The 22008-nt window shown below is 74.2% G+C and carries 18 protein-coding genes and 1 pseudogene; 16 read left to right on the forward strand and 3 right to left on the reverse strand.

Annotated features, from left to right (window positions below; translation table 11 throughout):
• Positions 1 to 293: 293 nt before the first annotated feature.
• Complete coding sequence (locus tag O1G21_RS22370; protein ID WP_270146401.1) at positions 294 to 2717, forward strand: serine/threonine-protein kinase; 2424 nt, start codon at positions 294 to 296, stop codon at positions 2715 to 2717.
• Positions 2718 to 2757: 40 nt separating this feature from the next.
• On the opposite strand, the gene galE is transcribed toward O1G21_RS22370, so the two are convergent.
• A complete protein-coding gene (galE, locus tag O1G21_RS22375) occupies positions 2758 to 3744 on the reverse strand; it encodes a UDP-glucose 4-epimerase GalE (protein WP_270146402.1) in 987 nt (328 codons plus the stop codon).
• A gap of 248 nt (positions 3745 to 3992) precedes the next feature.
• On the opposite strand from galE, the gene O1G21_RS22380 reads away from it, so the two are divergent.
• A complete protein-coding gene (locus O1G21_RS22380; RefSeq protein WP_270151175.1) occupies positions 3993 to 5048 on the forward strand; it encodes a S1C family serine protease in 1056 nt (351 codons plus the stop codon).
• A gap of 143 nt (positions 5049 to 5191) precedes the next feature.
• Here the strand turns inward: O1G21_RS22380 and O1G21_RS22385 are convergent, their stop codons facing one another.
• Positions 5192 to 6415, reverse strand: a complete 1224-nt coding sequence (locus O1G21_RS22385; RefSeq protein ID WP_405000823.1) for a sensor histidine kinase — start codon at positions 6413 to 6415, stop codon at positions 5192 to 5194.
• A gap of 300 nt (positions 6416 to 6715) precedes the next feature.
• On the opposite strand from O1G21_RS22385, the gene O1G21_RS22390 reads away from it, so the two are divergent.
• From O1G21_RS22390 to htpX, 11 genes are all read left to right on the forward strand, one after another.
• Positions 6716 to 7132: an NADH-quinone oxidoreductase subunit A gene (locus O1G21_RS22390; protein ID WP_270146403.1), complete on the forward strand. Its 417-nt coding sequence runs from the start codon at positions 6716 to 6718 to the stop codon at positions 7130 to 7132.
• Complete coding sequence (locus O1G21_RS22395) at positions 7123 to 7791, forward strand: NADH-quinone oxidoreductase subunit B (RefSeq protein ID WP_270146404.1); 669 nt, start codon at positions 7123 to 7125, stop codon at positions 7789 to 7791. Before O1G21_RS22390 ends, O1G21_RS22395 begins: the two co-directional genes overlap by 10 nt.
• Positions 7788 to 8894: an NADH-quinone oxidoreductase subunit C gene (locus O1G21_RS22400; protein WP_270146405.1), complete on the forward strand. Its 1107-nt coding sequence runs from the start codon at positions 7788 to 7790 to the stop codon at positions 8892 to 8894. The genes O1G21_RS22395 and O1G21_RS22400 overlap by 4 nt, the downstream gene beginning before the upstream one ends.
• Entirely contained in the window at positions 8891 to 9850 is a 960-nt protein-coding gene (nuoH, locus tag O1G21_RS22405) for an NADH-quinone oxidoreductase subunit NuoH (protein ID WP_405000696.1), read from the forward strand. The genes O1G21_RS22400 and nuoH overlap by 4 nt, the downstream gene beginning before the upstream one ends.
• 100 nt (positions 9851 to 9950) lie before the next feature.
• Positions 9951 to 10505, forward strand: a complete 555-nt coding sequence (locus tag O1G21_RS22410) for a NuoI/complex I 23 kDa subunit family protein (RefSeq protein WP_270146406.1) — start codon at positions 9951 to 9953, stop codon at positions 10503 to 10505.
• Positions 10502 to 11215 (forward strand): NADH-quinone oxidoreductase subunit J family protein, encoded by a 714-nt coding sequence (locus O1G21_RS22415; RefSeq protein WP_270146407.1) that lies wholly within the window; start codon positions 10502 to 10504, stop codon positions 11213 to 11215. Before O1G21_RS22410 ends, O1G21_RS22415 begins: the two co-directional genes overlap by 4 nt.
• The gene (nuoK, locus tag O1G21_RS22420; protein WP_270146408.1) at positions 11215 to 11586 is read left to right on the forward strand and encodes an NADH-quinone oxidoreductase subunit NuoK; all 372 of its coding nucleotides are present in this window, start codon (positions 11215 to 11217) and stop codon (positions 11584 to 11586) included. The genes O1G21_RS22415 and nuoK overlap by 1 nt, the downstream gene beginning before the upstream one ends.
• Positions 11583 to 13643, forward strand: coding sequence for an NADH-quinone oxidoreductase subunit 5 family protein (locus tag O1G21_RS22425; protein WP_270146409.1), 2061 nt, complete (start codon positions 11583 to 11585; stop codon positions 13641 to 13643). Before nuoK ends, O1G21_RS22425 begins: the two co-directional genes overlap by 4 nt.
• A 53-nt stretch (positions 13644 to 13696) precedes the next feature.
• Positions 13697 to 15253, forward strand: a complete 1557-nt coding sequence (locus O1G21_RS22430; protein ID WP_270146410.1) for a complex I subunit 4 family protein — start codon at positions 13697 to 13699, stop codon at positions 15251 to 15253.
• 56 nt (positions 15254 to 15309) lie between these two features.
• Positions 15310 to 16878 carry an NADH-quinone oxidoreductase subunit N gene (locus O1G21_RS22435; RefSeq protein WP_270146411.1) on the forward strand — a complete coding sequence of 523 codons (1569 nt, stop codon included), beginning with the start codon at positions 15310 to 15312 and terminating at the stop codon, positions 16876 to 16878.
• A gap of 141 nt (positions 16879 to 17019) precedes the next feature.
• The gene (gene htpX / locus O1G21_RS22440) at positions 17020 to 17883 is read left to right on the forward strand and encodes a zinc metalloprotease HtpX (RefSeq protein ID WP_270146412.1); all 864 of its coding nucleotides are present in this window, start codon (positions 17020 to 17022) and stop codon (positions 17881 to 17883) included.
• 292 nt (positions 17884 to 18175) lie between these two features.
• Here htpX and O1G21_RS22445 read toward each other — a convergent pair.
• Positions 18176 to 19540, reverse strand: a pseudogene (locus tag O1G21_RS22445) (aminotransferase-like domain-containing protein); the annotation flags it as partial.
• On the opposite strand from O1G21_RS22445, the gene O1G21_RS22450 reads away from it, so the two are divergent.
• From O1G21_RS22450 to O1G21_RS22460, 3 genes are all read left to right on the forward strand, one after another.
• On the forward strand, positions 19539 to 20450 hold the full coding sequence (locus O1G21_RS22450; protein WP_270146414.1) for a DMT family transporter: 912 nt from the start codon (positions 19539 to 19541) through the stop codon (positions 20448 to 20450). The pseudogene O1G21_RS22445 and the gene O1G21_RS22450 sit on opposite strands and share 2 nt — an antisense overlap.
• A 167-nt stretch (positions 20451 to 20617) precedes the next feature.
• Positions 20618 to 21043, forward strand: coding sequence for a BlaI/MecI/CopY family transcriptional regulator (locus tag O1G21_RS22455; protein ID WP_270146415.1), 426 nt, complete (start codon positions 20618 to 20620; stop codon positions 21041 to 21043).
• 3 nt (positions 21044 to 21046) lie between these two features.
• Positions 21047 to 22006, forward strand: a complete 960-nt coding sequence (locus O1G21_RS22460) for a M48 family metalloprotease (protein WP_270146416.1) — start codon at positions 21047 to 21049, stop codon at positions 22004 to 22006.
• The last annotated feature ends 2 nt before the right edge of the window (positions 22007 to 22008 follow it).

A 22008-nucleotide genomic window follows, 5' to 3' on the forward strand; every position in this document is an offset into this window, starting at 1 on the left:
CTTGAAGCCCCCCCGTGTGCTTTTGACCCCATAGCGTGACGGCGAGTCCGCTGAGGGATGATCGAGTGACAGAGCGTGACCGGCTGCATGGGGTGACGAGTCGACGGTCCGGGCCCCGCGGCGCAAGTCGCGGCCGGAACGGGCGTCAGAATCCGGCCGTTCCGTCATCGCTGACCAGCGGACTGTCCCGGCGGCCGTCTCCGGTGGGGGAGGTTGGAGATGCGCCGGGCGGCATTGGAGAATCGGGTCCGGCACCACGCGGCGGGTGCGGACAACGGGGAGGTGGCTGCGGAGTGGACCAGCTGACGGCGCACGATCCGAGGCGGATCGGGCCCTTCGAGGTGCTGGGGCGGCTCGGCGCGGGTGGGATGGGGCTGGTCTACCTGGCGCGCTCCGCCTCGGGGCGCCGGGTGGCCATCAAGACCGTCCGGGGGGAGCTGGCCGAGGACGAGCTGTTCCGGGTCCGCTTCGCCCGCGAGATCGCGGCGGCCAAGACGGTCGGCGGCTTCTACACCGCGGCCGTGGTGGACGCCGACGCGGACGCCCGGGTGCCCTGGCTGGCCACCGCGTACATCCCGGCACCCTCGCTGGAGGACCTGGTCGAGGAGTGCGGCCCGCTGCCGGTGGAGGCCACCCGCTGGCTGGTCGCCGGCATCGCCGAGGCGCTGCAGTCCATCCACGCGGCCGGGCTGATCCACCGAGACCTCAAGCCCTCGAACGTCCTGGTGGTCGAGGACGGCCCCAAGGTGATCGACTTCGGCATCGCCTCCGGGGTCTCCAGCACCCGGCTGACCATGACCAACGTCGCGGTCGGCACACCCGCGTACATGTCCCCGGAACAGGCCCGGGACAGCCGGACCGTCCGGGGCGCCAGCGACGTCTTCTCGCTCGGCTCGCTGATGGTCTTCTGCGCCACCGGGCACCCGCCCTACCGCGGCTCCAACCCGGTCGAGACGGTGTTCCAGCTGCTGCGCGAGGAGCCGGACCTCACCGGCATGGCACCCGAGCTGATGGACCTGGTCCGCGCCTGCATGCAACAGGCGCCCGAGCGCCGGCCGACCCCGGCGCAGATCCAGGCCGAGCTGGCCCCGCACCTGTTCTCCCGGGACGACGCCTCCGGCGAGGCCGGCGACTGGCTGCCCGCGAACGCGCTGGAACTGATCGAGCGCAAGCGCGGCCGCCGTCCGAGCGCGCCGGCGCCCCGCCCGTACGCCGGCCCGGCCGAGCCGCCGCGGCCCTCGCACCCCCAGGCCCCGCCGCAGCAGCCGCCCGCGCCGCCGCAGCCCGTCGGCGCGGACGACCCGCGCACCTACCCGGGCGCCGGGCACGCGCCGCAGTCCGGGCCGGTGCACGCCGGCCCGCGGCCGGGGGGCCCGGACGAGGGGATCCCGACCGCGAAGATCCCCTCCAAGAACAAGCACCGCGCGCCCACCGGCGGCGTGGCCGTCGAGGTGCAACTGTCCGGCGCCTCGGTGCGGATAGGCCCGGGGCCTCGGGCCGAGCACGAGCAGCCCGGTCCGGGCACCGCCCCGGCCGCGACCGACTGGGTCCGCCGGGCGGCGGCGCCGACCCCGGCGCCGGTCCCTCCGTCGACCCCGGCCCCGGCGCCGTCCCCGGCTCCGGCCGCCCGCTGGCGCCCCTGGCGGTTCCGGATGTCCAACGACGTCTGGGGCACCCCGGTGGTCGCCGACGGCACGCTCTTCGTCTCCAGCTTCGAGGTGCACGCGCTGGACATCGGTTCCGGCGAGCGCCGCTACAAGACCCGGGACGTCGCCTGGGCGCTCGCGGTGGACGCCGGCCGGGTGCACGCCGCCGACGGCCCGCACCTGTACACCGTGGACGTCGCGGACGGCACCGAGCGCTGGCGCACCTCGCTGGACGGCTGGGTCTACTCGCTCTCCGCCGCCGACGGCGTGCTCTGCTGCGGCGTGCGGGGCGGCGGCGTCCAGCTGCGCGCGGCCGCCACCGGCGCCGAGCTGTGGCGCGCCGACGACGCCCAGCAGGACTACGAGAACCCGCAGTCCGGCCCGGTCCTGGTGGGCGGCCAGGCCTACTACTACGGCGCCGGTCGGTTGCGCTGCGTGGACCCGCGCGGGGCGGGCCTGCGCTGGTCCTTCCAGGTCGGCGAGGACGTGCCCTCGCACCCGGTCGAACGCGGCGGCGTGCTGTACGTGACGGCCGGCACCCGGGTGTACGCGCTGGACGCGGCCAGCGGGGCCGAGCGCTGGCGCTTCGACGCCCCGGTGGTGCTGTTCACCCCGCCGGCGCTGGACGGCGACGCGGTCTACGTGGCCGACTACCTGGGCACCGTCTACGCGCTGGACGCGGCCACCGGCCTGGACCGCTGGCGCGGGGTCACCGGCAGCCGCCAGGGCGCCGAGCCGGTGGTGGTCGGGGACGGCATGGTGCTGGTGGGCAGCGGCGAGGTGCTGTACGCCTTCGAGGCGGCGACCGGCCGGGAGCGCTGGCGCTACACCGCGCGCGGCGAGATCGTCGGCTCCCCGGCGGTGGCCGACGGCCTGGTGCACCTGGGCAGCCGGGACCACTCCCTGCACACCCTGGACCTGGCGACCGGTCAGCTGCGCTGGGAGCTCGGCACCAAGGGCGAGCTCACCGGCTCCCCGGTGGCGGTCGGCGGGCGGGTCTTCGTCGGCTCCAAGGACCGCTGCGTGTACGCGCTGGACGCCTACTACGGCACGGCGGTGCCCGCCCGCTGAGCGGGGCGGACACCGCCGTGCCGGTGGCGCTGCGCGGTGGTCAGGCCCTGCGGGCCTCGGGGTGGCGGCTGCACCAGCCATCCCAGGCCGAGGAGACCATGTCGGCCACGTCGTGGCGCGCGCTCCAGCCCAGCTCGCGGTGGATCAGGTCGGCGGAGGCCACCACCCGGGCCGGGTCGCCGGGGCGGCGCGGGGTCACCTCGGCGGTGGTGTCGTACCCGGTGACCTTGCCGATCACCTCGATCATCTCCTTGACGCTGACGCCCTCGCCGCGGCCGATGTTGAGCACCAGCGCGGTCTCCCCGGCCGGGTCGGCGGCCAGCCGCTTGGCGGCGGCCACGTGGGCCGAGGCGATGTCGGAGACGTGGATGAAGTCGCGGACGCAGGTGCCGTCCGGGGTCGCGTAGTCGTCACCGAAGACCCGCGGCGCCTCGCCGGCGGTCAGCCGCTCGAAGACCATCGGGATCAGGTTGAACACCCCGGTGTCGGAGAGCTCGGGCGAGGCGGCGCCGGCCACGTTGAAGTAGCGCAGGGCCACGGTGGACATCCCGTGGGCCTTGCCGGCCGCGGCGACCAGCCACTCGCCGGCCAGCTTGGTCTCGCCGTACGGGCTCATCGGCGCGCAGGGGGTGGACTCGGTGACCAGGTCGACGTCCGGCATGCCGTAGACGGCGGCGGAGGAGGAGAACAGGAAGCGCTTGACGCCGCCCTCGGCCGCGGCCTCCAGCACCGTCTGCAGGCCGATCACGTTCTCGCGGTAGTACAGGAACGGCTGCTCGACCGACTCGCCGACCTGCTTCTTGGCGGCGAAGTGCAGCACGCCCTCGATGCCGTGCTCGCGGATCGCGGCGTCCAGGACGGCGCGGTCCAGGGTGGAGCCCTCGATCAGCGGGACGCCGGCCGGCACTCGGGAGGCGTCGCCGGTGCTCAGGTCGTCCAGGACGGCGACGCGCTCACCGGCGTCGAGCAGCTGGCGGACGACGTGCCCACCGATGTAACCGGCACCGCCGGTGATCAACCAAGTCATGCGGCAATCCTAGGCGTTCGAATTCGGGCACCGGGCTCGGGCGAGTCGAGCCGACAATTCAGACAATTCGGTGAAATGCTGACAAAGATTCCCGTGCTCTCATGCCCGCGCCCTCGGCGTGGTGACGAATCGGAGGCAGCCAGGTGAGCCGAACGAAGGAACACAACCGCCCGCTGCCGGCCGGCCCCCGGCCGACCGGGCCCAAGGCGGCGCAGCGGCGGCTGCTCGGGCCGGGCGCGGTCGCGGTCATGACGGCGCTGGCGCTGGCCGGGTGCAGCAGCTCGGCCTCCTCGTCCTCCTCCACGGCCGCCTCCTCGTCCGGCACCACCAAGCAGGCCTCCTCCGCCCCCGGCGCCCAGCCCGGCGCTGCCAACCAGCTGCAGGACGCGTACCAGAAGGTGATCGGCGACGTGCTGCCCTCGGTGGTCCAGATCACCACCGGCGAGAGCCTCGGCTCCGGGATCGTCTACGACGACAAGGGCGACATCGTCACCAACGCCCACGTGGTCGGCAGCGCGACCGCCTTCACCGTCACCCTGGCCAACACCACCAAGGCGCTGGACGCCACCCTGGTCGGCAGCTATCCCGACGACGACCTCGCGGTGATCAAGCTCAGCAGCCCGCCCGGCGGCCTAAAGCCGGCCACCTTCGGCGATTCCAGCAAGGTCCAGCTCGGCCAGATCACCCTCGCCATGGGCAGCCCGCTCGGGCTCTCCAGCAGCGTCACCCAGGGCATCGTCTCGGCCACCGGGCGGACCGTCTCCGAGCCCCGCGGCGGCGGCTCGCCGGGCGCCACCATCGGCAACATGGTGCAGACCTCGGCCGCGATCAACCCGGGCAACAGCGGCGGCGCACTGGTCAACCTGGACAGCCAGGTGATCGGCATCAACACCCTCGCCGCGACCGAGCCGCAGACCAACGGCGCGGCCGCCCCCGGCATCGGTTTCGCCATCCCGGCGTCCACCATCACCAACATCACCGACCAGCTGATCAAGCAGGGCAAGGTCACCAACTCCGGCCGGGCCGCGCTCGGCATCACCGCCCGGACCAGCTTCAACCAGCAGTTCCAGCCGGCCGGCGCGGTCATCGTGGCGGTCAGCCAGGGCGGGCCGGCCGCCTCGGCGGGGCTCCAGCCCGGCGACGTCATCACCAAGATCGGCGACACCCCGGTCGACTCGCTGAACGCGCTCACCACCGCGCTCGCCTCGCTCACCCCGGGCAGCAAGGTGACCGTCACCTACGTCCGGGACGGCAACAGCAGGACCGCCGACGTCACGCTCGGCACGCTGGAGAGCAGCTCCTAGACCCGGCTCCCGCCGACCCCGGTGCGCCGCTCGACCCGCTCACCGCGCAAGGGTTCCGCGGGGCGGCCGGCGCACCGGACCGGCGCCGGGACCTCGTCCACCGCCTCGACGAGGTCCTGGCGCCTCTTCGTGCCCCCGGGGGCTCAGCGGCGGGCGGTGCGGGTGCGCCAGGGCAGCTCGACGGTGACGGTGGTCGGGCCGCCCTCCGGGCTCTCCACCAGGAACACCCCGTCCACCGCCCGGATCCGCTCGGCCAGCCCGCCCAGGCCGCTGCCCGGGTAGGGAGCGGCCCCGCCCCTGCCGTCGTCCTGGACCAGCACCATCAGCTGGTCGTCCGAACGCCAGACGTCGACCGAGGCGCTCCCGGCGCCCGCGTGCTTGGAGACGTTGGTCAGCAGCTCGCTGACAGTGAAGTAGGCGATGCCCTCGACGGCCGAGTCCGGGCGCTCGGGCTCGCCGTCCGGTCCGGCCAGGTCGACGTTCACCTTCACCCCGCCCGGGACGGTGCAGCGGGCCGCGACCGCGGACAGCGCCGCGTCCAGACCGCGGTCGGTGAGCACCGCCGGGTGGATGCCGCGGGCCAGGTCGCGCAGCTCCTGCAGGGCCAGCTTCACCTCGCCGTGCGCGTTGTCGACCATTCGGGTGGCGACCGCCATGTCCTCCTCCGTCTCCACCTCGCGCAGCCGCTCCTTGGCCATGCCGAGATCCATCGCCAGCGCGACCAGGCGGGCCTGGGCGCCGTCGTGCAGATCGCGTTCGATCCGGCGCAGGTCGGCGGCGGCGGTGTCGACCACGGTGCCGCGGTCGTCCTCCAGCTCGCGCACCCGTTCGGCCAGCGCGCCGGGGAAGAGCAGCGATTCGATCAGGATCCGGTCGATCGCCGCCATCGCGCGCACCACCACGGGCAGTACCGGCCACAGCACGATCACCGAGACCAGGGACAGGGTGAAGCTCAGGATGCCCCAGGGCAGCATCAGCACGTTGTAGAGCGCCGAACGCCAGTTCAGCAGGTCGGTGAGCTGGGCGATGGTGTAGGCGACCGCGCCCGGGCGGCGCGGCTTCACCGGCTGCGGCTCGTCGATCCGCGAGCCGTACGCCGAGCGGGCCCGGCGGCGGCCCAGCGCGCCCAGGGCGCGGGAGCCGGCCAGCCCGGCGGCCAGCACCGGCAGGCCGATCACCGTGACCGACAGGCCCAGGCCGACCGAGAGTGCGGTGACCGAGAGCACGAAGCCGGCGATGCCCAGCGGCAGGTTGAGCATCAGCTGCCCGACCTGGTGCCACATCCGCGCGCCGTACAGCGGCGGACGCTCCATCCGAGCGTCCTGCTCCTTGACGGCGTCCACGGCGCGGCGGTGCAGCGACTTCATCGGAATCATCAGTCCCCTCGTTCGAGCTGGCGGACCAAGCTTCCCGAATCGGGGAGCGGACGTGCCATGGGGGTGATACATCTTCCCGGCCGGGGGTTATCCCCACCCCGGCCGGGGGCCCTGGGCGTTCACCCGGTGTCCACCGGACGTCTTGCGGAGCGGGCAGGTTTCGGGGGGAGCGGAGCCGTCCCCTTAGACTCACGCATTGGCCATGGTTGAAACCGTGGTCGAGACCGTGCGGGCAAACCGTCGTAGAACTGTCTTAGAGGGCGGATTCACGGCCGAGGTGGAGGCGAAGGCATGGAGGGGCAGCAGGCGGCTGCCGTCGTGGCCGACCCGGCGGTCGGCAGCGGCTACTTCGACGCGTACGCCGCGATGGGCCTGCTGGCCGTCGTCGGGGTGCTCTTCGTCACCGTGGCGTTCACCGCCAACCGCCTGCTGCGGCCGGTGGTGTACTCACCCGAGAAGCTCCTCGCCTACGAGTGCGGAGTGGACCCGGTGGGCGAGGACTGGGCGCACACCCAGATCCGCTACTACGTGTACGCCTTCCTGTACGTGATCTTCGCGGTCGACGCGATCTACCTGTTCCCGTGGGCGACCGTCTTCGCCGCCGCCGGGTACGGCGCCGCAACGCTGATCGAGATGTTCCTCTTCATCGGCTTCCTCGCGGTCGGACTGCTCTACGCCTGGAAGAAGGGCGTTCTGGAATGGACGTGACGCACACCCACTCGCACGGTGCCCAGGGCGGTCCCGTCCCGCTCGGCCTGCCCGACCCCGCCCGCCCCGGCGCCGTCGAGCACCGCGGCCTCGGCCCGCTGGCCCGGCTCGCGCCCGACCCGGTCAAGGTCGTGCTCAACTGGGGCCGTCGCTACAGCCTCTGGTGCTTCAACTTCGGCCTGGCCTGCTGCGCGATCGAGTTCATCGCCGCGTCCATGGCCAAGCACGACTTCATCCGGATGGGCGTCATCCCGTTCGCGCCGGGCCCCCGCCAGGCGGACCTGATGATCGTCTCCGGGACGGTCACCGACAAGATGGCGCCCGCCGTCAAGCGCCTCTACGAGCAGATGCCCGAGCCGAAGTACGTCATCTCCTTCGGCGCCTGCTCCAACTCCGGCGGCCCGTACTGGGACTCGTACTCCGTCACCAAGGGCGTGGACCAGATCATCCCGGTCGACGTCTACGTGCCCGGCTGCCCGCCCCGGCCGGAGGCGCTGCTCCAGGGCATCCTCAAGCTGCAGGAGAAGATCGCCGCCGAGTCGCTGCCCGGCCGCTACGCCGCGCCCGCGGCGGCGCTGCGCCGTCCGCTGGTGCCGGGGCCTTCGAGCGGTCCGGCGGCCGGTCCGTCGGCCGGTTCGTCCGAGGGAGGGGTCTCGTGACCACGCCTGAGCAGTACGCGGCGTCGGTCGGGGAGTGGGCGACCGGCGCCGAGGCGTACGGGCTGATCACCGTCGACGTGCCGGCCGAGCGCTGGATCGAGGCGCTCACCAGCGCCCGGGACGTGCTGGGCCTGGGCTTCTTCGACTGGCTGAGCGCCGTCGACGAGCTCGCCGAGGGCTTCTCCGTGGTCGCCCACCTGGCCGCCGCCGAGGCGCCGGGCGTGCGCCACCTCGCGCTGCGCACCCGGGTGCCGCGCGACGGGGCCGCGCTGCCCAGCGCCGTCGCGGTGTACGCGGGCGCCGCCTGGCACGAGCGCGAGACCCACGAGATGTTCGGCATCGACTTCCCCGGGCACCCGTACCTGGCCACCCTGCTGCTGCCGGACGGCTTCGAGGGGCACCCGCTGCGCAAGGAGTTCGTGCTCGCGGCGCGGGTCGCCAAGGACTGGCCGGGCGCCAAGGAGCCGGGAGAGTCGGACCACGGCGGCGGGCCGGCCCGGCGCAAGATGCAGCCGGCCGGTGTGCCGGACCCGAACGAGTGGGGGCCGCTCAAGGGCACCCTGCCGCCGGTCGCCGAGCGGCCCGCGCGCGGTGCGCGGGCGGCGGGCGCGGCGGCGCGGACGCCCCGGGCGGGCGCGGCTGCGGCTGCGGCCGCTGGTGCCGGTGTCGGTGTCGGTGTCGAGGGTGCGGGTGCGGGTGCGCCGCCGGTGCGGGCGGACCGGCCGCGGCGGACGCGGTCGGTGTCGGAGGGGTCGGCGAGCCAGGCGGCCGCCGAGGCTTCCGCGGCTCCGGAGGCCGCCGCCGTCGAGGGTGCGCCACCGGTGCGGGCGGACCGGCCGCGGCGGACGCGGTCGGTGTCCGAGGGGTCGGTCAGCCAGGCGGCCGAGGAGACTCCTGCCGCCACCGAGTCCGCGGCTCCGGTCCGGCCCCGGTCCTCCGACGCGCCCTGGCACCACCCGGTGCCCGCCCACGACGAGAAGCCGTCGGCCGAGGAGCCGTCGGCCGAGAAGCCGTCGGCCGAGGAGCCGTCGACCGAGGAACCGGGCGGGGCCAAGCACGAGAACTCGGCCGGCGCGGCCGATCAGGACGGAGACGGCGCGTGAACCTGCTCGACACGGTGCTCCGCTGCGTCGCCACCCTCGTCGTCTTCCTGCTCTTCCCGCTGGTCATCGGCCAGACCGAGCACAAGGTCATGGCGCACATGCAGGGCCGGCTCGGCCCGATGTACGCGGGCGGCTTCCACGGCTGGGCGCAGCTCGTCGCGGACGGCGTGAAGTTCGCGCAGAAGGAGGACGTCGTCCCGGCCGGGGCGGACCGCCGGATCTTCCAGCTGGCGCCCGCCGTCTCGCTGCTGCCCTACCTGTTCGTGCTGCTGGCGATCCCGGTGGGACCGGACGGCTTCGTCGGTCAGGCGATCGACGCCGGGCTGTTCTTCGTGCTGGCCGTGATGGGCGTCGGCGTGATCGGCAAGCTGATGGCCGGCTGGGCCTCGGCGAACAAGTTCTCGCTGCTCGGCGGTCTGCGCACGGCCGCGCAGCTGATGTCCTACGAGCTGCCGATGGTGCTGGCGGCGGCCTCCGTGGCGATGGCCGCCGGCACCCTGTCGCTGCCCGGGATCCTGGACGCCTGGCAGTGGTACTGGCTGCCCTGGCAGATCATCGGCGCCTTCGTGTTCTTCACGGCCGGTCTGGCCGAGCTCCAGCGGCCGCCGTTCGACATGCCGGTCGCCGACTCGGAGATCATCTTCGGCGCGTACACCGAGTACACCGGCCTGCGCTTCGCGCTGTTCCTGCTGTCCGAGTACGCGGGCATCCTGGTGGTGTCGGCGCTGACGGCGGTGCTCTTCCTCGGCGGCTGGCACGGGCCGATGGCGGACCAGCTCGGCTGGCTCTGGATGCTCCTCAAGACCTTCGCGCTGGCCTTCGTGGTCATCTGGCTGCGGGTCACCTATCCGCGCCTGCGCGAGGACCAGCTGATGCGCTTCGCCTGGGTGGGGCTGATCCCGCTCGCGCTCGTGCAGCTGGCCCTCACCGGCATCATCAAGGTGGCGATCTCATGAGCGAGCGATGGGGGTACCCCCGGCCGGAGGCTGGGGGAGAGCGAATCATCATCAGGTGCGTACGGGCGAATGCCCCTGCCGACCGTAGCGAGGTGGGCGCATGAGTTTCCCGGGTGTCGGCCTGGCCAAGGGGCTGGCCGTGACGTTGCGGACGATGACGAGGAAGAGCGTCACCGCCCAGTACCCCGACGTGCAGCCGGTGCTGCCGCCGCGTTCGCGCGGCGTCATCGCGCTGCTCGAGGAGAACTGCACGGTGTGCATGCTCTGCGCGCGCGAGTGCCCGGACTGGTGCATCTACATCGACTCCCACAAGGAGACGCTGCCGGCCGCCGAACCGAACGCGCGGGCCCGCACCCGCAACGTGCTGGACCGGTTCGCCATCGACTTCTCGCTCTGCATGTACTGCGGGATCTGCATCGAGGTGTGCCCCTTCGACGCGCTGTTCTGGTCGCCGGAGTTCGAGTACGCGGAGACCGACATCCACGAGCTGACCCACGAGCGGGAGAAGCTCCGGGAGTGGATGTGGACCGTCCCGGCGCCGCCGGCGCTGGACCCGGCGGCCGAGGAGCCCAAGGAGATCGCCACCGCGCGCAAGGCGGCGGACAAGCTGGCGGCGGCTGCGGCTGCTCTCGAGGAGAAGGGTGACGACGCATGACCGCGGCTGCCACGCTCCTCGCGGCGACCGGTTCGTTGGAGCCGGCCGCCCGTTCGTTCCTGTCCCCGACCGGCCAGGAGATCGTCTTCCTGCTGGTCGGCATCGCCGTGCTCGGTGCGGCGGTCGTCTCCGTCACCACCAAGCAGCTGGTGCACGCCGCGCTCTGGTTGGTGGTCGCGCTCGGCGGGCTGGCGGTGGAGTTCCTGCTGCTCACGGCCGAGTTCATCGCCTGGACGCAGGTGCTGATCTACCTCGGCTCGGTGATCGTCCTGGTGCTGTTCGGACTGATGCTCACCAAGGCGCCGATCGGGCGCTCGCCGGACGCCGACTCCAAGAACCGCTGGGCCGCCCTGGTCGTCGCGCTGGCCTCGGCCGGGACGCTGGTGACGCTGGTGGTCGACGCCTTCCGGAGCTCCTGGATCGACCTCGGCGCGGGCGGCGGCTCGACCGCCGTCACCGGGGCCAGCCTGTTCCGGAACTGGGTGCTGCCCTTCGAGGCGCTGTCCGTGCTGCTGCTGGCGGCGCTGGTCGGCGCGATCGTGCTGTCCCGCGGGTCCAGGCGCCGGGTGCCGGCGCCGCGGGCGGGCAAGGTGCGGGCCGGTCGGCCGGTCGGCTCGAACGGGACCGTCGCCGCGACCGCTCCGCGCACCGCACCGGAGGCCGCCACGCCGTCCGCCCCGCCCGCGCCGTCCGCGTCGGAGGAGAGCTGATGCACCTCGCCTACCCCGTCGTCCTCGCCGCGCTGCTGTTCAGCGTCGGCGTGTACGGCGTGCTCGCCCGGCGCAACGCCGTCCTGGTGCTGATGTCCGTCGAGCTGATGCTCAACGCCGTCAACCTCGACCTGGTCGCCTTCGACGCCTGGCTGCGCGACTCGCTGCACGCCGGGCAGGCGCTCACCCTGTTCACCATCACCGTCGCCGCCGCCGAGATCGGGCTGGGGCTCGCCATCGTCCTGCTGCTGTTCCGGGCCCGGGGCACCGCGGACATCGACCGGGCCACCGCGCTCGGCGACCCGGCCGAGACGCTGGCCGAGGAAGCGCCGGACGACACCGAGGCACTGAAGGGCCGGGCCACCGCATGAACCTCGCCCTGCCCGCGCTCGTCCCCGCGCTGCCCGCGCTCGGCGCCGCCGCGACCCTGGCCACCGGCAAGAAGGCGCCCGGGCTGACCAGGCCGCTGGCGATCGTCCCGGTCGGCGTCTCGGCCGTGCTCGCCCTGGTGGTCGCCCTCCAGCTCGGCACCGGCCGGACCCTGGACGCGGCCACCCGGCTCACCCCGACCGGTGGCCCGGACATCTCGCTGGCCGTCCACCTGGACGGCTTCAGCTCGCTGATCTCCGTGCTGGTCGGCGTGGTGGCCACCTGCGTCCAGGTCTACTCGACCGCGTACCTGAAGGAGGACCGGCGCTACCCCTCGTACGCGGCGCTGGTCTCGCTGTTCACCGCGGCGATGTTCCTGGTGGTCTTCTCGGGCGACCTCATCGTGCTGCTGGTCGGCTGGGAGGTCATGGGCGTCTGCTCGTACTTCCTGATCGGCCACCACTGGGAGACCGCGGACGCCCGCTCGGCCTCGCTCAAGGCCTTCCTGGTCACCAAGCTCGGTGACGTGCCGTTCCTGTTCGGGATCTTCCTGCTCGGCACGGACGCCCACAGCTTCCGGATCCCGGACGTGCTGGCGGCCGCGGGCGAGGGCAGGCTCGGCCACCCGACCCTGATCGCACTGCTGCTGCTGGCCGGCGTGGCCGGCAAGAGCGCGCAGTTCCCGCTGCACACCTGGCTCCCGGACGCGATGGCCGGTCCCACGCCGGTCTCCGCGCTGATCCACGCGGCCACCATGGTCGCGGCCGGCATCTACCTGGTGGCCCGGCTGATGCCGGTGTTCCTGCAGTCGGGCGCGGCGCTGGTCGTGCTCGCGGTGATGGCCGCCGTGACGATGATCGGCTCGGCGCTGTGCGCGCTCGCCCAGGACGACCTCAAGCGGGTGCTCGCCTACTCCACCGTCGGCCAGCTCGGCTACATGGCCGGCGCGCTGGCCAGCGGGGACCGCGAGGCCTCGGTGTTCCACCTGGTCAGCCACGGCGCCTTCAAGGCGCTGCTGTTCCTGGCGGCCGGTGTGGTGATCCACGCCGCGCACACCAACTCGATCTCCGCGATGTCCCGGATCCCGGGGCTGCGCAAGCGGGTGCCGGACGCCTACTGGACGACGGGCATCGCGCTGGTCGCGCTGGCCGGGCTGCCGCCGTTCTCCGGCTTCTTCAGCAAGGAGGCGGTGCTGACCGCCGCCGAGCACGCCGCCAACGGCGAGGCGCTGACCAACGGGCTCGGACCGGCCTCGGCGGTGCCGCAGACGGCCGGCTGGATCGTGCTGATCTCGGCCGGGCTCACCGCGCTGCTCACCGGCGCCTACGCGACCAGGCTGTTCCTGGTCACCTTCCACAGCCCGGCCGGGGCCGCCGCGGCGGCACCCGAGGTGCTGCCCTCCGCCGACCGGGCCACGGTGGTGGCCGACCACGAGGCCGACGCGCCGTACTCGCCCGAGCTGGACGAGGCCGACCCGGCCATCGCCGAGCCGCCCGCGATGCGCTGGCCGCTCTGGGTGCTGGCCGTCCCGACCATGGCCTTCGGCATCGCCGGGCTGCGTTCGGACTGGCTGCCCGCACTGCTGGACGGCGGCTCGCTGCGACCCACCGGCGTCACCGCCGTGACCGGCATCGGGCTCGCCGTGGTCGGGGTGCTCGCCGCGTACGGCGCCTGGCGTTCGGCCACCGCGCGGCTGGCCACCGGCCGTCCCGCTCCGGCTGCCGTCGGCCGGGTGCCCGGACAGGCCGGAGCCCCGGTCGCCGAGGTGGTCGTCGCCGACCCCGGGCGCACCCTGCTCGGCCCGCTGTTCGGCCCGGCCCGGCACGGCTTCGGCGTCGACCGGCTGTACCACGCGCTGTTCGTCCGCCCGGTGGCCGCCGCCGCCCAGCTGGTCCGCTTCCTCGACCGGGAGGTCGTCGAGGGCTACGTCCAGGGCAGCGGGATCGGCGCCAACCTGCTCGGTCGGGCCGTCCGGCTCGCGCAGACCGGCAACGCGCAGACCTACCTCAGCGCGCTGCTCGCCGGGGTCGTCCTGCTGGCCGTCCTGGTGGCGGTGTAGCCGGTGCTGCTCCCCTCCGCCCCCGTCCCGTTCACCGCCACAAGGAGCCCCCGATGAACGCGGTCCTCATCGCCCTCCTGGTGCTGCCACTGCTCGGCGCCGCGCTCACCCTGGCGCCGGTGTTCGGACCGGACCGGGCCGTCGCCGACCGGCGCGCGCTGCGGCTGAACTCCGTGGTCACCGGCGCGGTGTTCCTGGTCTCCGTCGCCCTCGCGGCCGGCTTCGACCACGACGCGCCGGCCCGGATGCAGGCCACCACCGACGTGTCCTGGATCCCGGCCCTGCACGTGCGCTTCCACCTCGGCGTGGACGGCGTCTCGCTGCCGCTGATCGTGCTGACCGCACTGCTCACCTTCCTCTGCGCGCTGTACTCGGAGAAGCGGCTGCCGGACGGGGAGAACGCGCCCTCGGCGCAGGCCTTCGTCGGGCTGTTCCTGCTCCTCGAGGTCGGCATGCTCGCCACCTTCGCGGTGCTGGACCTCCTGCTCTTCTTCCTGGCCTTCGAGATCGTGCTGGTCCCGATGTACTTCCTGATCGCCCGCTGGGGGAGCGGCGCGAAGACCCCGGCCGCCAACCGGTTCATCCTCTACACGCTGCTCGGCTCGGCCGTGATGCTGCTCGGCTTCCTGCTGATCGGCAGCAAGGCCGGCACCTTCGACATGCAGGCGCTGGCCGCCGGGCACGGCAACGGCCTGAGCCACACCACCCAGGTGATCGCCGCGCTGGCGATCATGGTCGGGCTGGCGGTCAAGGCGCCCGCCTGGCCGCTGCACAGCTGGCTCCCCGACGCGCACACCGCCGCTCCGACGGTGGGCTCGGTGCTGCTCGCCGGCGTGCTGCTGAAGATGGGCACCTACGGTCTGGTCCGCGTGCTGCTGCCGATCGTGCCGGGCGGCACCGCGACGCTCGCCCCCTACCTGGGCGCGTTCGCCGCCGTCGGCATCGTCTACGGCTCGCTCGCCTGCCTGGCGCTGGCCCGCCCCGGATCCAAGGGCGACCTCAAGCGCCTGATCGCGTACTCCTCCGTCGGCCACATGGGCTTCGTGCTGCTCGGCATCGCCTCCCTCACCCCGGTGGGCGTCAACGGCGCGCTGTTCGCCAACATCGCCCACGGTCTGATCACCGGTCTGCTGTTCTTCCTGGTCGGGGCCGTCAAGGACCGCTACGGCACGGCGAACCTCGACACCCTCTCCGGCGCCACCGGCGCCGCCCTGTACGGCCGGGCACCCCGGATCGGCGCGCTGCTCGCCTTCGCCGCCGTCGCCAGCCTCGGCCTGCCCGGGCTGGCCGGCTTCTGGGGCGAGCTGCTCGCCATGTTCGGCGCCTTCGACCCGGCCGCCGGCCTGTCGCGCCCCGCCTTCGTCACCTACATGGCCCTGGCCGGCCTCGGCACCCTCCTCACCGCCGCGTACCTGCTGATCGTGGTCAAGCGCGTCTGCATGGGCGACCCCGAGCAGCCCGCGCCGGTGAGGCAGCCGGCCGACCTGCGCCCGTACGAAGCCGTCAGCTGGACGCCGCTGGCCGCGCTCACGCTGGTGGCCGGGCTCTGGCCCGCACTCCTGCTCGGCCTCTCCGACCCTGCCGTCAAGCGCCTCCTCGGGGGTGGCTGACCGTGCTCGCAGCCCACACCGCCGCACTCGGACCTCACTCCACGGGGCAGCACACTGTGACCTCCCTCGCCGTAGCCAACCCGGGCAGCCTGATCCAGTCCGTGGACTGGGTGGCGATCGCGCCCCCGCTGATCGCCGCCGTGGCCGCCCTCGCGGTGCTGGTCACCGACCTGTTCCTGCCCGAGCGGCACAAGAAGTGGCTCGGCCGCCTCACCGCGGCCGGGCTCGCCCTCGCCCTCATCGCACTCCTTCCGCTGACCGGTGGGTCACCCCGGGCGACCTTCTGTGTCCGGAACGTAGCAGGGGCCACTGACACCCCATCGATCAGCGGCTCCGCCGTGGGTGGTTGCTCGTACGTCGCCGACCACTTCGCGCTGGTCTTCCAGCTGCTCGCCCTCGGCGGCGCGCTGATCGCGGCGCTGCTGTCGATGCACACCGTCGACCGGGAGAAACTGCCCGGCGGCGAGTACTGGTTCCTGCTGCTCTCCAGCGCGACCGGCGCCGCCCTGCTGCCCGCCTCCCGCGACCTCGCCACCATGGTGATCGCCCTGGAGGTCGCCTCGCTGCCCGCCTTCGCGCTGGTCGCGCTGCGCCGGGACGGGCGGGGCGCGGAGGCCGCGCTCAAGTTCTTCGTCTCCTCGGTGACCGCGACCGCGGTGATGCTGCTCGGCATCGGCTTCGTCTACGCGGCGAGCGGCAGTCTGCACCTCGGGGCCGTCGCCCAGGGCCTGGAGCACGCCCCCGGCCAGCTCAAGCCGCTGGCCGAGGCGGGGGCCGTGCTGACCCTGGTCGGCTTCGCCTTCAAGGTCGCCGCCGTCCCGTTCCACTTCTGGGTGCCCGACACCTACACCGGCGCCCCGCTGCCGGTGGCCGGCTACCTCTCGGTGGTCGGAAAGGCGGCCGGCCTGTCCGGGCTCGCGCTCGCCACCACCATCGCCTTCCGCCCGTACGCCCACACCTGGGGCCTGGCGCTCGCCGTGCTGGCGGCCGCCACCATGACCGTCGGCAACGTCGGCGCGCTGCGGCAGCGCTTCGACACCCGGTACAGCGCGGTGCGGCTGCTCGCCTGGTCCTCGGTCGGCCAGGCCGGTTACCTGCTGGTGCCGCTCGCCGCGGCCGGGTACGCGCCCACCGGGGCCGACCCGCTCGGCGCGACCGCCGCGTACGCGCTGATCTACGGTGTGGTGAACCTCGGCGCCTTCGGGGTCGTCGCCGCCGTCGGCCGCCGGGCCGGGACCAGCGTGGACGACTTCCGCGGCCTGTTCGCCCGCAACCGCTGGACGGCGCTCGCGCTGGCCTTCTTCCTGCTCTGCCTGGCCGGTCTGCCGCCCGGCGTGATCGGCCTGTTCGGCAAGGTCGTGGTGTTCCGGGCGGCGGTGGACGCCGGGCTGGGGTGGCTGGCCGTGGTGATGGCCGTCAACGTTGTCGTCGCCCTGTACTACTACCTGCTGTGGACGGCCCGGCTGTTCGCCCCGGCGGAGGCCGCGGCGGCGGTCGCGGACGGCGCCGCGCCGCGGCTGCCGGTCAGCCTGACCGCCACGCTGGGGCTCACCGCCTCGGCGGCGGTGGTGCTCTCGGTCGCCCCGCAGCTGGTCCTCCAGGTGGCCGGCGGCAGCCTGTTCTGAGCCGGGTCCTGCGGTCGTCGGCCGGGGCCCGTACGGGTGTCGCGTCGGTCACAAGGGAACAAGGCCTCGGCCCCCACCCGTTGACCGGGCAAGAGGGACGAGGCAGAAAGGGCTTCCCCGCCGCACCACTGGAGGGTCGCCGTGCACAGCCGGCACAACGGACTGAGGACCGCCGTCCTGCTCGGTGGCCTCTCGGCGCTGATCCTGGTGATCGGCAGTTTCTTCGGTCGGACCGGCTTCGTGATCGCCCTGCTGGTCGCCCTCGGGACCAATGCCTACGCCTACTGGAACAGCGACCGGATCGCGCTGCGGGCCATGCGGGCCCGCCCGGTCAGCGAGTTCGAGGCGCCCGGGCTGTACCGGATCGTGCGCGAGCTCTCCACCTCGGCCCGCCAGCCGATGCCCCGCCTCTACATCTCCCCGACCCCGGCCCCGAACGCCTTCGCCACCGGCCGCAACCCGCGCAACGCGGCGGTCTGCTGCACCGAGGGCATCCTGCAGATCCTGGACGAGCGCGAGCTGCGGGGCGTGCTCGGGCACGAGCTGAGCCACGTCTACAACCGGGACATCCTGATCTCCTCGGTCGCCGGGGCGCTGGCCTCGGTGGTGATGTTCCTGGTGAACTTCGCCTGGCTGATCCCGGTCGGCCGGGACGAGGACGACGACGGCCCCGGGCTGTTCGGGATGCTCGCCATCATGATCCTCGGGCCGATCGCCGCCGGACTGATCCAGCTGGCCGTCAGCCGCTCCCGGGAGTACCAGGCCGACGCGGACGGCGCCCGGATCACCGGCGACCCGCTCGCCCTCGCCAGCGCACTGCGCAAGCTCGACGCCGGCACCCGCCAGCTGCCGCTCCCGCCGGAGCCCCAGCTGCAGACGGCCAGCCACATGATGATCGCCAGCCCCTTCCGCCCGGGCGAGGCGGGCGCCCGGCTGTTCTCGACCCACCCGCCGATGGCGGAGCGGATCGCCCGGCTGGAGCGGATGGCGGGGTACCGGCGGTAGGGGTCGGCCGCTGGGGCCGGGTGGGGTGGGGCCCGGGACTCGTCGGGGGCTGTGGCTGTTCTCGACCCACCCGCCGATGGCGGAGCGGATCGCCCGGCTGGAGCGGATGGCGGGGTACCGGCGCGACCCAGTCCTCGCCGCGCCGGGGCCGGGGTGTTGGAGCCCGGGAGTCGGCGCCGGGGTCTGCCGGGTGGGGCGGGGGTCAGCCCGCCAGTTCCCCGTAGGCGGTCCGCAGCCGGTGGATGCCCTCCGCCACCTGGGCGGGGCTGTCGGCGGCGGCGTAGCTGAGGCGCAGGTGCGGGGCCGGGGGTTCGGCGGCGTGGTAGGGGCGGCCGGGGGTGACCTGGACGCCGGCGCGCAGGGCGGTGGCGGCGAGGGCGGCGTCGTCGGTGCCGTCCGGGAAGCGCAGCCACAGGTGGTAGCCGCCGGGCCGGTAGGCGTCGAGCACGCCGGGCAGTTCGCGGTGCAGGGCGGCCACGGCGGCGGTGCGGCGGTCGCGCAGTTCGGCGCCGAGGGTGCGCAGGTGGCGGGCCCAGGCGGGGTCGGAGACCAGTTCCAGCGTCGCCTCCTGGAGCGGCCGGGGCACGAAGAAGCTGTCCACCACCTGGGTGGCCCGCAGCCGGGCGAGCGCCGGGCCGCGCGCGGTGAGCGCGCCGACCCGCAGGTTGGGGGAGGCCGCCTTGGTGAGCGAGCGCAGGTGCACGACGACGCCGTCCTGGTCGTCGGCGGCGAGCGGGCGCGGCAGCGCCGGGGCGTCCGCGTGGACGAGCAGCCGGGCGAAGTCGTCCTCGATCACGAAGGCCCCGGCCGCGCGGGCGATCCGCAGCACCTCCGCCCGCCGCGCGGGCGAGAGCACCGCGCCGGTGGGGTTCTGGAACAGCGGCTGGCAGACGAACACCCGCGCCCGGGTGGCCTCGAAGGCGTCGGCGAGCAGCTCGGTGCGGACGCCTTCGGCGTCGATCGGCACGGGCACCGGGCGCAGTCCGGCGGCCCGGATGACCGCGAGGATGCCCGAGTACGTCGGCGACTCGACCAGCACCGGTGAACCGGGTGCGGCGAGCGAGCGCATCGCGACGGTGAGGCCGCCCTGTCCGCCGGAGGTGATCAGGACGTCCCCGGCGCTGATCGGTCCGGCGTGGCCGCCGATGTCGCGGGCGAACCAGCCGCGCAGCTCGGTGAGGCCGTCGGTGGGCGGGCGGTCCCAGGCGCCCGGGCGGCGGCCGGCCCGGGCGAGGGCGGCGGCGAGCAGCCGTTCGGGCAGCAGGGAGGCGTGCGGGTAGCCGCTGTTGAGGTCGACGACGTCGGGCGGGGGCACCCGGAGGGTGGCGAACACCGGGGCGGCCAGCAGGTCGCGCGGGCCGGAGTCGGCGCTGAGCGCGACCTCCTGCCAGGAGAGGTCGCCGGGGCGCGCGGCCGGTGCCGCCGGACTGTCGGGGGCCGCCGCGAAGGCCGCCGCCCGGAACACCCCCGCGCCCGGCCGGGAGACCACCAGCCCCTCGGCGACCAGGACCGCGATGGCGCGGGAGACCGTCACCGGGCTGACCTGGTGGCGTTCCATCAGGGCCCGGCTGGAGGGGAGCTTTCGTCCCTCCGGGTAGCGCTCGACCTCCCGCCGCAGGCTGTCGGCGAGTTCGGCCACGCTGCTACGCTCGTTCATGACGGCACAAGATAGCGCTATCCACCCTGCGGCGGTAGCACCGCAGGGCAGCGGTCCCGCCTCCGGCACCGCCCTCGCCGCCCTCGGGGTGGCCTCCTTCTCGCTCAGCTTCCCGGCGACCGCGTGGTCCCTGACCGGCTTCGGCCCGTGGACCTCGACCGGGTTGCGCGGCGCCCTGGCCGGGGTGCTGGCGGGGCTGTACCTGCTGGCCTCCGCCGCCCCGCTGCCGAAGCGGCGGCAGTGGCCCGGCCTGCTGGTGGTCTCGGCCGGCTGCGTGCTGGGCTTCCCGCTGCTCACCACGCTCGCCCTGCGGACCTCCTCGACCGCCCACTCGGCGGTGGTCATCGGCGTCCTGCCGCTGGCCACGGCGGTGGTCGCGGCGCTGCGCACCGGCCGCCGGCCGTCCCGGGCGTTCTGGGCGGCGGCGCTGGCCGGGGCGGCGGCCGTGCTCGCGTTCACCCTGCTGCAGAGCCATGGCCGGCCGACCGCCGCCGACCTCTACCTGTTCGTCGGCCTGCTGATCTGCGCGGCCGGGTACGCGGAGGGCGGGCGCCTCGCCCGGGAGCTCCCGGGCGCCCAGGTGATCGCCTGGGCGGTGGTGGCCGCGCTGCCCGTGATGGTGCTGACCTCCGGGTACGGGCTGGCCGCGGAGCCGGTGCACCTCGGCGCGAGGGCGCTGGCCGGGCTGGTGTACATCGCGGCGGTCTCGCAGCTCGGCGGGTTCGTGCTCTGGTACCGGGGGATGGCGGCGATCGGTGTGCCGAGGGCCAGCCAGTTGCAGCTCGCCCAGCCGCTGCTGACGCTGGTCTGGTCGGTGCTGCTGCTGGGGGAGGACCTGCCGGTGGCCGCGCCGGTGACGGCGGTGGTGGTGCTGGTCTGCATCGCGGTCACCCAGCGGGCCCGGGCGTAGGGCCCGCCTGTGGGGCCCGGGTGCGGCCGTGTCCGAGGACGCCTCCCGGCGCCGTCGTGCGGGCCCGAACCCTCGCGTTGAGCCGTCCGGAGGATCCCCGCGCTCGTTAGGATGACCACGCGCCCCGCGTCGGTCCGGGGCGCGGCATCCGGAGGGAGTGGGCCGTCATGGCAGACCAGAGGCACGCCCCGGCGTCCGGGGACGCGCCGGCCCGGAGGCGTGGCCAGGGCGAGCTGGAGGCGCAGGTGCTGGCGGTGCTCCAGCAGGCGCCCGGTCCGGCCAGCGCGGGGTGGGTCCAGGAGCGCCTGGAGGGCGATCTGGCGTACACCACGGTGATGACCATCCTGTCCCGGCTGCACGCCAAGAACGCCGTCTCCCGGAGCCGCTCCGGCCGCTCGTACCTGTGGCAGGCCTCCGCCGACGCCGCCGGGCTGGCCGCGCTGCGGATGCGCCGGATGCTCGACGGCGAGGCGGACCGGGACGCCGTCCTGGCCAGTTTCGTCAGTGCGCTGCTGCCGCACGACGAGGAACTGCTGCGCGCGCTGCTGGACGCCGCGTCCGCGGATCCGGCAGCGGCCGACCGTGAGAGCTGACCCGTGGGCTTCTTCGTCTTCCTCCCGCTCATCCTGCCGCTGACCGCGGTGCCGATCGCCCGGCTGACCGAGCAGCACCTGCACCCGCGCGGCGCGACCCGGCTGATGACCGTGATCAGCGCCGTGATGGCGGTGTGCAGCGTGCTCTGCCTGGGGCTGATCGGGGTGGTCGGTACCGCGCAGATCCCGGGCAACCCGCTGCCGGACAGCTGGTCCGACCCGGTGGTGCGGCACGCGCTGCCGTACCACGAGACGGTCGGCACGGCCGCGATGTGGCTGCTGGTGCTGGTCGGCTTCACCTGCGGCCGGACGCTCGTGCGGCACCTGCGGGTCCGCTCCCGGGCCCGCCGGGCCCTGGCCGGGCTGCCCGAGGGGCCGGCCGGGGCCGAGGGCCTCGCGGTGCTGCCGGACCGCAGTCCGTACGCCTACGCGCTGCCGGGCTCGCCCGGGCGGGTGGTGGTGTCCACCGGGATGCTGGACGGGCTGGCCGAGGACGAACGCGAGGCGCTGCTCGCGCACGAGCGGGCGCACCTGCGCCACCGTCACCACCGCTACCTGCTGACCACCCAGCTCGCCGCCTGCGTCAACCCGTTCCTGCGGCCGCTGCAGGAGGCGGTGGCGTTCAGTGCGGAGCGGTGGGCGGACGAGGAGTCGGCCCAGGCGGTGGGGGACCGGCGGATCACCGCCAGGGCGGTGGCCCGGGCGGCCCTGGTCTCGCACGCCGCCCCGGCGCCGGGCTTCGCGGCCTTCGCCGCCCCGGCCGCCGCCCAGCCCGGCCCGGTGCCGCGCCGGGTGGCGGCGCTGCTCGGCCCGGTGCCGACCGCCCGCAACTGGCCGCCGGCCAAGACCCCGGCGGGCCTGGCGGCGATGGTCGCCGCGGTCGGTACGGCCGCCTCGGCGCTGTGCGCGCTCAACGCGGCGGTGGCCCTGCTGGTGGTGCTGAAGGCCGTCACCCCGCTCTGAGC

Source organism: Kitasatospora cathayae (assembly GCF_027627435.1).
GTDB lineage: Bacteria > Actinomycetota > Actinomycetes > Streptomycetales > Streptomycetaceae > Kitasatospora > Kitasatospora cathayae.

Bases quoted from the DNA above. Each gene is read 5' to 3' on its own strand.
- O1G21_RS22410 (WP_270146406.1), top strand. From the start codon at position 9,951: ATGAGTTTCCCGGGTGTCGGCCTGGCCAAGGGGCTGGCCGTGACGTTG.
- O1G21_RS22430 (WP_270146410.1), top strand. From the start codon at position 13,697: ATGAACGCGGTCCTCATCGCCCTCCTGGTGCTGCCACTGCTCGGCGCC.
- O1G21_RS22455 (WP_270146415.1), top strand. From the start codon at position 20,618: ATGGCAGACCAGAGGCACGCCCCGGCGTCCGGGGACGCGCCGGCCCGG.
- galE (WP_270146402.1), bottom strand. From the start codon at position 3,744: ATGACTTGGTTGATCACCGGCGGTGCCGGTTACATCGGTGGGCACGTC.
- O1G21_RS22425 (WP_270146409.1), top strand. From the start codon at position 11,583: ATGAACCTCGCCCTGCCCGCGCTCGTCCCCGCGCTGCCCGCGCTCGGC.
- O1G21_RS22385 (WP_405000823.1), bottom strand. From the start codon at position 6,415: ATGAAGTCGCTGCACCGCCGCGCCGTGGACGCCGTCAAGGAGCAGGAC.
- O1G21_RS22380 (WP_270151175.1), top strand. From the start codon at position 3,993: ATGACGGCGCTGGCGCTGGCCGGGTGCAGCAGCTCGGCCTCCTCGTCC.
- O1G21_RS22390 (WP_270146403.1), top strand. From the start codon at position 6,716: ATGGAGGGGCAGCAGGCGGCTGCCGTCGTGGCCGACCCGGCGGTCGGC.
- nuoK (WP_270146408.1), top strand. From the start codon at position 11,215: ATGCACCTCGCCTACCCCGTCGTCCTCGCCGCGCTGCTGTTCAGCGTC.
- O1G21_RS22395 (WP_270146404.1), top strand. From the start codon at position 7,123: ATGGACGTGACGCACACCCACTCGCACGGTGCCCAGGGCGGTCCCGTC.
- O1G21_RS22450 (WP_270146414.1), top strand. From the start codon at position 19,539: ATGACGGCACAAGATAGCGCTATCCACCCTGCGGCGGTAGCACCGCAG.
- O1G21_RS22415 (WP_270146407.1), top strand. From the start codon at position 10,502: ATGACCGCGGCTGCCACGCTCCTCGCGGCGACCGGTTCGTTGGAGCCG.